The sequence below is a fragment of the Inquilinus limosus MP06 genome, from assembly GCF_000767795.1.
GTDB lineage: Bacteria > Pseudomonadota > Alphaproteobacteria > DSM-16000 > Inquilinaceae > Inquilinus > Inquilinus limosus_E.
The window spans coordinates 1-11,548 of the sequence record NZ_JANX01000149.1 but is presented as its reverse complement, the minus strand read 5'-3'; the positions used below and the strand labels follow the sequence as shown (position 1 = coordinate 11,548).

Below are 11,548 nucleotides of genomic sequence, written 5' to 3'. Positions count from 1 at the left end.
CGGCTGTCGAGCCGGCTGCCCTGGCGCCGGTCGTGACCCCGGTTGCCGCGCCGGCCGAGGAGGATGGCCATCCCGGCGCCAAACCTCCGGGCCTGGCCGCCCCGCGCGGCGGCAAGGCCGATGACCTCAAGCGCATCAAGGGCATCGGCCCGCAGAACGAGGGCCGGCTGCACGGGCTCGGGGTCTGGCATTTCGACCAGATCGCGGCCTGGACCGAGGCCAATGTCGACTGGGTCGGCTCGTTCCTAGCCTTTCCCGGACGGATCGAGCGCGAGGGCTGGGTCAGCCAGGCCGGGCAGCTGGCCCGGGGGGTGGAGACCGAGTTCTCCAAGCGGGTCGATGCCGGCCTGGTCGAGACCTCGAAGGACGACGGCAGCAAGGGCCAGCGGAACATCGAGAAGACCGGCTGACGGCCGGCGGCGCGGGCATCAGGGCAACCCGCGCCTGCTCCTTCGCTTGCCGATGGCGCCGGAGGTCGCGGACACCATCAGGCGGCGGAACGCGGGGCACTCCAGATGCGAGGGGGCCGGGCACGCGGCGGCGTGCAGCAGGCAATCCCGCATCGAGCGCAACCGGCGGATGGTGATGCTCAGCTCTTGCGCCTTGGCCGCCAGCTTGCCGCGATCGACCTCGATCCTTCCGTCCGGCGCGAACATCAGGGCGATCTCCTGGAGCGAGAATCCCGTGGCGCGCCCGAGCGAGATGAGCGCCACCCGCTCGACCACATCAGGCGCGAATTGCCGGCGCAACCCCCGACGGCCGATCGACCGGATCAGGCCCTGCTCCTCGTAATAGCGAAGCGTCGATGCCGGCAGGCCGGTTCGCTCCGACACCTGCCCGATATCCAGGTCATTCATGGGCTTGACCTCAAGTTGACTTGAGGTCGTATGGTGCGCTCTCCCGCTCAGAAAGCCAATGGTGAGGACCGAATGATGGAATCCGCGTATCCGCATGCCGGCGCGCCGGCAGGAGTCAGAAATTCACTGCAGACCTTCATCGAGGGGACCAGGCTGACCTGGGGGACGCTGACCTCCGAGCTGGTCGCCGACACCCGCGCGCGCATCGAAGCGCTCGCGAGGGCGCCGGCGACCGAAGAATGGCTGGTGGCGCTGCAGCGGGATCGCCCCGCGGCCAGAGAGCTCTATCGCGATCCCGCGCACGGGTTCGTGCTCCTGGCCCATGCCGAGGCGTTCGGGACATTCTGGTCGCCCCACGACCATGGCCGCAGCTGGGTCGTTTACGCCGTCCACGAAGGAGAGACCGAGATCGCGACCTATGGCCGCGTGCAGGACCCCGAGGGGCGGGTGAGGCTCGTCCGGCGGGAGGTGTACCGGCTGCGCCCCGGCGAGGCCCGGATCTTCCTGCCGGGCGATATCCACGCGGTGCGGTGCACGTCGGCATCGATACTCTACTACCGCTTCACCAGCCACGACCTGAAGGACCAGGCCGAACGTCAGCTGATGACGCGATATGTCGAGCGGGACGGTGTCTGGACGGCGGGCGCCTGACCCCTAGCCCTCGGCCTTCTCCTCCCGCGGCGGGGGCGGGCCGATCAGCCGGTCGAACACGGCCATCACCTCCGCCGCCTGCTGCCGCATCCCGGCCGCGGCGGCGTCCAGATCCTCCGGCGGGTCGGCGGCGGCATCCTCGGCGACGGCGCGCAGCAGGCCGCGGATCATCGCCTCCGACGCCTCGGCCGGGTCGAACTTGTCCTCCACGGCGAAGCGCAGGAAGGCCTGCACCCGCTGCCAGGTTGCCAGGGCGCGCAGCAGTCTCTCCGCCTCGTCCTCGGGCAGGATTCCGGCGGCCCCGGCGCGGCGCAGCACCTCGGACGTCGCCTGGTGCAGGATCTCCGGATGCTCGGCGGCGTGGCGCAGCTGCAGGTATTGGGCGATGAACTCGACATCGACCAGCCCGCCGCGGAAATGCTTGATGTTCCAGATGTCGCCGGTGTCGCGCTGGCGCGCCATCCGGCCGCGCATCTCGGCGATGTCGCGGCGCAGCTTGTCCGGGTCGCGCGGCAGGGCCAGCAGCGACCGGATCTCGGCCTCGATCCGCTCGCTCAGCGGCCCGTCGGCATGGATCACCCGGGCGCGGGTCAGGGCCATGTGCTCCCAGGTCCAGGCATCGCCGCGCTGATAGGCGGTGAACGCCTCCAGGCTGGTCGCCAGCGGCCCGGCATTGCCGGAGGGGCGCAGCCGCATGTCGACCTCGAACAGCGCGCCCTGCGCCGTCGGCGCGGTGATCGCCGAGACCAGGCGCTGGATCAGCCGGGTGTAGTAGACCATCGGGCTGATCGGCTTCTCGCCGTCCGATTCCTGCTCGGCCCCGGCATCGTGGATCATGATCAGGTCGAGGTCGGAGCGGATCGTCATCTCCCGCCCGCCGAGCTTGCCCATGGCCAGCAGCGCCAGCCCGCCCTGGGGGAAGCGGCCATGCCGGCGCGCGAATTCCGCCTCCACCCGCGGCACCAGGGCCTGCAGCGCCACCTCGGTGACATCGGACAGGAAGGCGGCGCAGGCCGGCGTCTCCGACAGGCGGCGCAGGATATGCACCGCCGCGCGGAAGCGCTGGTCGTTGGTCCAGCGCCGCAGCACGTCCAGCATGTCCTCGAAGTCGCGTGCCGTCGCCAGCTCCGCCGTCAACCGTTCCTGCAGCGCCTCCCGCCCCGGCAGGGTGCTGAAGAAGCCGGGCGCCAGCACCGCCTCCAGCTGGCCGGCATGGGCTGTCAGATAATCCGCGATCCGGCCGCCAAAACCGAGTATATCGACAAGCAGATCAAGGAGATCGGGGTTGACGTTAAACAAAGAGAAGAGCTGGACGCCCGCCGGCAGCCGGGCCAGGAACCCGTCCAGCCGCTGCAGCGTGGCGTCGGGGTCGGACGTGCCGCCGACGATCGACAGCAGCCGCGGCACCAGCCCGGTGATCAGGCCGCGCGCCCGCTCGCTGCGCAGGGCGCGGTAGCGGCCGTGCAGCCAGCCACGCACCACGCCGATCGCCTCCGACGGCCGGGCGAAGCCCAGCCGCTGCAGCGTCTCGACCGTGCCCGGATGGTCGTCGACCCCGGCGAAGACCAGGGTGACGGCGCCCTCCGGCGGCCGGTCCTCCTGGAACAGCTCGGCATAGCGGCTCTCGACCAGCCGCAGCGTGTCGGTCAGCGTGGTGCGGAACGAGGCCGCGTCGGGGAAGCCGAGGAAGGTGCCCAGCGCGTCGACCTCGCGCGGGTCGGCCGGCAACGCGTGGGTCTGGTGGTCCTCCAGCATCTGGATACGGTGCTCGACCCGGCGCAGGAAGCGGTAGCACTCGGCGAGGCTGGCGGCGGTGTCGCGGTCGACCCGCCCGGCTTCGGCCAGCGCCGCCAGCCCGGCGACGGTGCCGCGCAGCCGCAGGTTCGGCTCGCGGCCGCCGAAGATCAGCTGCTGCATCTGCACGAAGAACTCGATCTCGCGGATGCCGCCGCGGCCCAGCTTCAGGTCGTGGCCTTCGATGGCGACGGTGCCATGGCCGTGATGGTGGTGGATCTGCCGCTTGATCGCGTGGATGTCCTGGATCGCCGCGAAGTCCAGGTTGCGGCGCCAGATGAAGGGCGTCAGGAAGTCCAGGAACTCGTCGCCGGCGGCGCGGTCGCCGGCCACTGGCCGGGCCTTGATCATCGCCGCGCGCTCCCAGCTCTGCGCCAGGCTGGTATAGTAGCTCTCGGCCGCCGCCAGCGACACCGCCGGCGGCGTGGCGCCGGGGTCGGGCCGCAGCCGCAGATCGGTGCGGAACACATAGCCGTCGACCGTCCGCTCCTCCATGATCCGCACCAGGTCGCGGGTCATCCGGGAGAAGGTCTGGCCCAGGTCGTCCGGCCGGTCGGTCGGCACCTTGTCGGCGTCGTACAGGATGATCAGGTCGACATCGCTGGAATAGTTCAGCTCGCGCGCGCCCAGCTTGCCCATGCCCAGCACGATCAGGCCGGACGCGTCCGAGGCCGCCACCGCCTCCGGCCGCAGCAGACCGCGGGCTGCGGCGCGGGACAGGAGATGCGCCACGGCGAGGTCGAGCGTGGTCTCGGCCAGGTCGGAGAGGGCGCCGGTCACCTGCTGCAGCGGCCACACCCCGCCGATATCGGCCAGGGCGATCAGCAGCGCGACGCGCCGCTTGGCCAAGCGGAAGCCCTGCATCAGCCGGGTGGTGTCGGCCTCGGCCGCGCTGTCGGCGCGCAAGGCGGCCAGCTCCGTCGTGACGGCGGCGTGCGGACCATCGGCGAGGAAGCGCTGCACCGTCGCCGGGGTCTTCAGCGCCAGCTCGGTCAGGTAGGAGCTGCCGCCGAACACCGCCTCCAGCAGCGCCCGGCCCCGCGGGTCGGCGGGCAGGGCGGCGATGAAATCACGAAGGCCGGGATCGGATTGCTCGGTCGCGCGTTCAAGCCACCGTTCGACTCCGCGCCGGGCACGGTCGGGATCGCCCGCGCGGGGCCAGACGGCATCAGCCGGCTTGGCGTCGTAACGTGGCATCTCGCTGTCCAACTGCCTAAGGTGCGGGCGCAGCATCGGGGTCCCGCAGGGGCAGGTCAAGCGAGGGTGAAACGTTCGGGATGAGGGCGCTGAAGATCCTGGCCGAGATCGTCGGGCTGGCGGTCGCCGGCTTCGCCCTGGCTGCGGTCGTGCTGGCGTGGCGGCTGTCCTCCGGGCCGCTCGAGATCGATTTCCTGACCCCTTATGTCGAGCAGGCGATCTCCGACAGCAACGCCACGGTCGAGATCGACGCCCTGGCCCTGCGCTGGGACGGGTTCCAGCGGCCGGTGGTGCTGGCCGCGCGCGGCCTGCGGGTGCGGCAGAAGGGCGGCACGCTGATCGCGGTGATCCCCGAAAGCTCGGCGGATGTCAGCATGCCCAGGCTGCTGCGCGGGATCGTGGCGCCGCTGCGCATCGACCTGATCCGGCCGCATCTGCGGGTGACCCGGACCGAGGCGGGGGATTTCAGCTTCGGGCTCGGGGAGAGCGAGGCCGCGGAAGGCGGGCCGTCGACCCCGGCCGAGGGGGCGCCGACCCGCGACGTGGTCAAGGACCTGCTGGCCGCGCTCGACACCCGCATCGGCAGCGAGGACAACCCGATCGCCTCGCTGACCCGCCTGACGCTGGTCGACGGCAGCGTTCGCATCGATGACCGCATGCTGGGCCGCAGCTGGATCGCGCCCAAGGCTTCGGCCGATCTGCGCCGCACCGGAACTGGCGTCGAGGGTCAGGCGGCACTGTCCGTCGTCTCCGGCGGCCGCACGGCGCAGCTGGGCGCGGAGATCCGCTATCTGCGCGCGACCCGCAGCGGGCAGGCGACGGTCACCTTCGGCAATGTCATCCCGGCGGCGCTGACCCGGATCTCCCCGGTGCTGGCGCCGCTGGAGGCGATCGAGAGCCCGGTGTCCGGCCGGCTCGAGGCCGATTTCGATTCCCGCTTCCAGCCGACGGGCGGCCGCTTCTCGCTCACCAGCGTCGACACAAGGCTGCTGCTGCCGCCGCTGTGGACGGCGCCGTTCAGCGCCGCCCGCGCCAGCCTGTCGGGCTCGGTCGACCTGGCCAAGCGGCGCCTGACCCTCGACGATTTCACCATCGATCTCGGCGGACCGAAGATCTCTCTGTCCGGTCAGGTCGACGCGGCCGGCGACGCGATCGATGTGATGACGGTCGGGGCTGTCACCGGCATGCCGGTCGATCTGCTGGACAGCCTGTGGCCTCCCGGCGTGCCCAGCGGGCTGCACGACTGGATCGCCGCCAACCTGCATGACGGCGTGATCGACCGCACCGAGTTCAGCCTGCAGGCCCGGGCGCCGCTGTCCAACCCGCAGGCGGTGACGCTGGTGGCGGCCGACGGCACGATGCAGGCGCGCGACCTGACGGTGACATATTTCAAGGGGCTGCCGCCGATCACCGGCCTCAATGCCGCGGCCAGCTTCAACCAGTCGACCATGCGCATCGCCACGGCCGGCGGGGCGCTGCAGGATATCGTGCTGCAGCCTTCCGACATCACCATCACCGGGCTCGACCTGCACGACCAGGTGATCGACATCGATGCCCGGGTCGAAGGTCCGGTGAAGACCATCATGTCGGTGCTCGATACGCCGCGGCTCGGCTATGCCAGGAAGGTCGGGCTGGTGCCGGACCGGATGTCGGGCCGGGCGGCGGCGCGGCTGCGCTTCGGCTTCTCGCTGCTGGCCGAGCTGCCGTTCGAGGCGGTCCGCATGGGCGTGGAAGGCACGCTCAGCGATGTCGGCATCGGCGGGGTGAAGCCGGGCTACGACCTGGCCGGCACCGATGCCAGGCTGACGCTGGACAAGGCGGGAATGACGCTGGCGGGGAAGGGCCAGGTGAACACCGTGCCGGTCGCCTTCTCCTGGCACGAGGCCTTCGACGATTCGGCCGTACAGACCCGGGTGTCGGCCCAGGCCAGCCTGACCCCGGCGGCGCGGGAGGCGTTGAAGATCCCGGCGATCGGGCCAGTCGACGGCACCATCGGTACCGATCTCGACTACGCCAAGCGCTCCGGCGGCATGGCGACGCTGGACGCCAAGCTGGACCTGACCGAGGCCCGGATCGCGATCGACCCGATCGGCTGGGTCAAGCCGACGGGCGGCAGGGCGAACGCGACGGTCAGCCTGGCCCTGGCGGGAGAGCGGGTCAGCAAGGTCTCGCAGTTCAGCGTCTCGGGCGGCGACATCACCGCCTCCGGCAGCGCCGACTTCACCCGCGACGGATCGCTGTCGCAGCTCAGCATCGCCTCGTTCCGACAGGGGCCGAACGACGTCAAGGGCCAGGTCGAGGTGCTGGGTCCCGACAGCTATCGCCTGGCGCTCACCGGCTCTCATCTCGACGTCTCCGGCATCCTCGAGCAGCGGCGCGCCGCCCGGGACAAGCCTGCCACGGATACCGGCCCGGCGGATCCCGCGCCCGGGCCGCAGATCGACGCCACCTTCGATGTCGCGGAGCTGTCCTTCGGCGACAAGCGCTCGCTCAAGGCGGTGCACGGCCGGGCGGTCGGCCGCACCACCAACCTGCAGGACGTGACCCTGGCGGCGCAGCTGCCCGGCGGCCGGCCGATGGACCTGCGGCTGACGCCGCAGCAGGGCCAGCCGGACCGCCAGATCCTGACCGTGCGCAGCGAGGATGCGGGCGAGACGCTGCGCATCTTCGATATCGCCGACAACATCACCGGCGGCAGCCTGCTGGCCACCGGCACCCGCAACGGCGTCACCGGCGCGATCGACGGCCAGCTCGACGCCCGCGGCTTCGTGCTGCGCGACGCGCCGGGCATGGCGCGGTTGCTGGCCGCCACCTCGCCCTCCGGTCTGCAGGACCTGTTCGGCACCAGCGGGCTGACCTTCAACCGGCTCGACGCCGATTTCACCTATGCCGCGGTGCAGCGGCGGATCACGCTGAAGCAGGGGCGGGGGGCCGGCGGCGACCTGGGCTTGGCCTTCGACGGGGTGATCGACCTCAGGGCCGAGACCATCGATCTGGCCGGCACGATCGTGCCGATCTATCACATCAACAGCGTGATCAGCTCGATCCCGCTGATCGGCGACATCCTGACCGGCGGCGCCGGCGGCGGCTTGTTCGCCTTCACCTACACGATCCGCGGCACCTTCGCCGACCCCTCGGTCTCGGTGAACCCGCTGTCGGTGCTGGCCCCCGGCTTCCTGCGCCGCCTGTTCTTTGAGGAGACTCCGTCGAGCGGAGACGGCACGCCGAGGCCGGCAGCCCCGCCGCGGCCACCGCCCTCATCGCGAGATCGCCAGCGCTGACCTTCGGCTACTCGCCCACCGCCAGCCCGGCCGGGCGGCGGTTGTCGTTGGCGCCGTAGACGAAGCCGGGCAGCATCTTGCCACCGAAGGCCCGGTCGTTGCCCGAGGAGGCGGGGCCGGACGCGGCGGTGGCCGAAGACTGCAGGGCGATCAGCTCGGTGGCGCCCCACGGCGACTGCACCGTCACCTTGTGGCCCATCTGCTCCAGGAGCTTCACCGTGTCGGGCGACAGGGCGTAGGGCTCGGCATAGACCTCGTCCGGCAGCCACTGGTGGTGGATGCGGGGTGCGTCCACCGCCTCCTGCGGCGCCATGCCGAAATCGATCATGTTCAGCGCCGCCTGCAAGGTGATGGTGATGATGCGCGACCCGCCGGGGCTGCCCAGCACCATCACGATCTGGCCGTCCTTGGTCACCAGCGTCGGCGCCATCGAGGACAGCGGCCGCTTGCCCGGCGCGATGGCGTTGGCCTCGCCCTGCACCAGGCCGAACAGGTTCGGCACACCGGGCTTGACCGTGAAGTCGTCCATCTCGTCGTTCAAGAGGAAGCCGGTGCCGGGCGCGATCACCCCGGCGCCGAACAGCCCGTTGATGGTGTAGGTCACCGACACGGCATTGCCGGCCTTGTCGACGACGGAATAGTGGGTGGTCTCGGTCTTCTCATGCGGCGGCACGCCGGGCTGCACCTCCTTCGACGGCGTCGCCTTGTCCGGCAGGATCTTGCTGCGGATCTCGGCCGCGTAGTCCTTGCTCAGCAGCCGGTCCAGCGGGTTCCGCACGAAGGCCGGGTCGCCGAGATAGGTGTTGCGGTCCATATAGGCGTGGCGCATCGCCTCGACCATCAGATGCACCCCGGCGGCGGAATGCCAGCCCAGCGCCTTCAGGTCATAGCCCTCCAGGATGTTCAGGATCTCGCACATCGTGGTGCCGCCGGAGGAGGGCGGCGGCGAGGACACGACGACGTAGCCGCGATAGCTGCAGGTGACCGGCGCCGTCTCGGTGACGGTGTAGGCGGCGAAGTCGTCGGCGGTCATGACGCCGCCATTGGCCTGCATCGCCGCCGCGACCTTCTGCGCGATCGCGCCCTTGTAGAAGGCGTCCGGCCCGCCCTTGGCGATGGCCTCCAGCGTGTCGGCCAGGTCGGCCTGCACCAGCCTGTCGCCGGGCTGCAGGGCCGAGCCGTCGGGGCGGAAGAAGATCTTCGCCGCCACCGGGTCCTGCTGCAGAAGCTTGGCCCCGGCATCGAGGATGTCGGTGTCGCCGCGGGTCAGGACGAAGCCCTCGCGCGCCAGCCTGATGGCAGGGGCCATCACCTGCTCGCGCGTCATGCTGCCGTATTTCGCCAGGGCGGTGTCCAGCCCCAGCACGCTGCCCGGCACGCCGACGGCGAGATAGCCGTACAGGCTGGCGCCCTTGACCGGGTTGCCGGCGGCGTCGAGATACATCGTCTTGGTCGCTGCCGCCGGCGCGGTCTCGCGGAAGTTGATGAAGGTGTCGCGGTTTTCCTTGGCCAGGTGGATGACCATGAAGCCGCCGCCGCCGATATTGGCGCAGCAGGGATTGGTCACCGCCTGGGCGAAGCCGGTGGCGACCGCGGCGTCGACGGCGTTGCCGCCGGCCCGCAGGATCTCGGCCCCGGCGTCGGAGGCGAGGTGCTGCGACGACACCACCATGCCGTCCGGCGCCTCGACCGCGGGCGGGGAGGCGGCCCCGGCCGTCATCGGGCCCAGGGCGCAGGCCGCCAGCGCCAACGATGCCACTGCATGCCGGATCATCATGCCCCTCCTGTTGTCCTATGGCTGCGCCGGCTTGGGACGCGAGACTCAGGGGAGAATGCTGCGCCGTCGACCGGGCGGCCGCAATGGATGCATTTTGACCCCACTAACGATGTATTAGTGGGGTCAGTTTGGCGTCACTGCAGCGTCAGGCCGGGCGCACCAGCGCGTGCTTCTTGCGGCCGGCGGACAGCTTGATCACGCCGTCGGCGCCGATGTCGCGGTCGCCGATCACCTGCTCCGGGTCGGCGATCGCCGCGTCGTTGACGCGGCCGCCGCCACCCTGGATCAGCCGCCGGGCCTCGCCGTTCGACGCGGCGAGGCCGGCGCGGGCGAACAGGCGGAAGGCCTGGATGCCGGCCGCCAGCTCGGCCTGCGGCACCTCGATCGAGGGCAGGCCTTCGGCCGACACGCCCTGCTCAAAGGCCTGGCGCGCAGTCTCGGCCGCGGCTTCCGCCTTCTCCCGGCCATGCACCAGGGCGGTGGCCTCGGTCGCCAGGATCTTCTTGGCGTCGTTGATCTCGGCCCCGCCCAGCGCCGCCAGCCGGTCGATCTCCTCCAGCGGCAGCTCGGTGAACAGCTTCAGGAACCGGCCGACATCGGCGTCCTCGGTGTTCCGCCAGTACTGCCAGTAGTCGTAGACCGGCAGCCGCTCCTCGTTCAGCCAGACGGCGCCGGCCGCGGTCTTGCCCATCTTGGCGCCGGAGGAGGTGGTGAGCAGCGGCGAGGTCAGGCCGTACAGCTCGCGCTGGGCGATGCGGCGCGCCAGGTCGATGCCGTTGACGATGTTGCCCCACTGGTCCGACCCGCCCATCTGCAGCACGCAGTCGTGGCGGCGCGCCAGCTCCAGGAAGTCGTAGCCCTGCAGGATCATGTAGTTGAATTCGAGGAAGGTCAGCGGCTGCTCGCGGTCCAGCCGCAGCTTCACCGAATCGAAGCTCAGCATGCGGTTGATGGTGAAGTGCCGCCCGACCTCGCGCAGGAACGGGATGTAGGCCAGCTCGTCCAGCCAGTCGGCGTTGTTGGCCATGATCGCGCCGGCCTCGAAATCGAGGAAACGCGAGAACACCCGCCGGATCGAGGCGATGTTGGCGTCGATCGTGGCGTTGTCGAGCAGCGGCCGCGCGTCGTCGCGGAAGGACGGGTCGCCGATCTTGGTGGTGCCGCCGCCCATCAGCGCGATCGGCCGGCCGCCGGTCTTCTGCAGCCAGCGCAGCATCATGATCTGCACCAGATGCCCGACATGCAAGCTGTCCGCCGTGGCGTCGTAGCCGATATAGGCCGTAAGCCCGTCCTTCGCCGCCAGGGCGTCCAGGCCCTCGGCATCCGTCGCCTGATGGATGAAGCCGCGCGCCTCGAGGGTGCGCAGGAAGTCGGAGCGGAATCCGGTCATGAGCGTCGACTGCTTGTCGGAAGTGTATCTTCTGTCAGTCAGCACTGACTGACAGAACTGACAAAGCGCTGTAGCACGAGGGCGGCCCGCGCCTCAAACCGAACTTCCCTCGGCGGAGCGGATCAGGCCGTGGCGGTGACGATCCAGGCGGCGGCGTCCAGTTGCACGCCGTTCGCCGTCTGGTGCGGCGCCAGCGCGCGGCGCACGGCCTCGGCGACGGCATCCCGCCTGTCCTCGTGCTCGCGCAGCACCCCGCCGACCGGCCCGCTGCGCAGCATCAGCGTGACCGTCTGGTCGAGGTCGCCGACCCCGGCTCTGGTATCGAAGGGAACGACCCCGATGCCGGAGAAGCCGGCGCGGCCGAGGATGTCGCGGACCCGGTCGGGATCGGCGAAAGCGAAGGCCCCCGGCGCGCCGGGAACCGGGGGCGGCAGCGGCGGCAGGTGCGGCAGCGCCGCGGCCAGCGGCACGGTCGCCCAGCCGTTCTCGGCCATGGCACGCCAGCACACGAAGGCCAGGCGGCCGCCCGGCTTCAGCGCGCCGTGCAGGTTGGCGAACGCGCCGGCCGGGTCGTCGAAGAACATCACGCCGAAGCGCGAGA

The 11,548-nt window shown here is 70.8% G+C and carries 7 protein-coding genes and 1 pseudogene; 3 read left to right on the top strand and 5 right to left on the bottom strand.

The genetic code is table 11. The annotated features are described in order from the left end of the window. Positions 1–410: hypothetical protein (locus P409_RS13955; protein ID WP_238578684.1), on the top strand; the 410-nt coding region annotated here is incomplete at its 5' end. An 18-nt stretch (positions 411–428) separates the two neighbouring features. On the opposite strand, the gene P409_RS13950 is transcribed toward P409_RS13955, so the two are convergent. Continuing rightward, positions 429–857: a helix-turn-helix domain-containing protein gene (locus P409_RS13950; RefSeq protein WP_034837481.1), complete on the bottom strand. Its 429-nt coding sequence runs from the start codon at positions 855–857 to the stop codon at positions 429–431. 75 nt (positions 858–932) lie between these two features. Between P409_RS13950 and P409_RS13945 the strand changes: the two genes are divergently transcribed. Beyond that, on the top strand, positions 933–1,508 hold the full coding sequence (locus P409_RS13945) for a cupin domain-containing protein (protein ID WP_161790394.1): 576 nt from the start codon (positions 933–935) through the stop codon (positions 1,506–1,508). A gap of 3 nt (positions 1,509–1,511) precedes the next feature. On the opposite strand, the gene P409_RS13940 is transcribed toward P409_RS13945, so the two are convergent. Further along, positions 1,512–4,499 (bottom strand): bifunctional [glutamine synthetase] adenylyltransferase/[glutamine synthetase]-adenylyl-L-tyrosine phosphorylase, encoded by a 2,988-nt coding sequence (locus P409_RS13940; RefSeq protein ID WP_052120594.1) that lies wholly within the window; start codon positions 4,497–4,499, stop codon positions 1,512–1,514. Positions 4,500–4,579: 80 nt separating this feature from the next. Here P409_RS13940 and P409_RS13935 point away from each other — a divergent pair, with 80 nt between their 5' ends. Next, complete coding sequence (locus P409_RS13935) at positions 4,580–7,780, top strand: YhdP family protein (RefSeq protein ID WP_034837478.1); 3,201 nt, start codon at positions 4,580–4,582, stop codon at positions 7,778–7,780. Positions 7,781–7,787: 7 nt separating this feature from the next. Here the strand turns inward: P409_RS13935 and ggt are convergent, their stop codons facing one another. The 3 genes and pseudogenes from ggt to P409_RS38880 all read right to left on the bottom strand — a co-directional run. Then, on the bottom strand, positions 7,788–9,554 hold the full coding sequence (gene ggt, locus P409_RS13930; protein WP_152613373.1) for a gamma-glutamyltransferase: 1,767 nt from the start codon (positions 9,552–9,554) through the stop codon (positions 7,788–7,790). A 148-nt stretch (positions 9,555–9,702) separates the two neighbouring features. Beyond that, on the bottom strand, positions 9,703–10,947 hold the full coding sequence (tyrS, locus tag P409_RS13925) for a tyrosine--tRNA ligase (RefSeq protein WP_034837472.1): 1,245 nt from the start codon (positions 10,945–10,947) through the stop codon (positions 9,703–9,705). 122 nt (positions 10,948–11,069) lie between these two features. Next, positions 11,070–11,548: pseudogene (locus P409_RS38880) on the bottom strand (hypothetical protein); the annotation flags it as partial.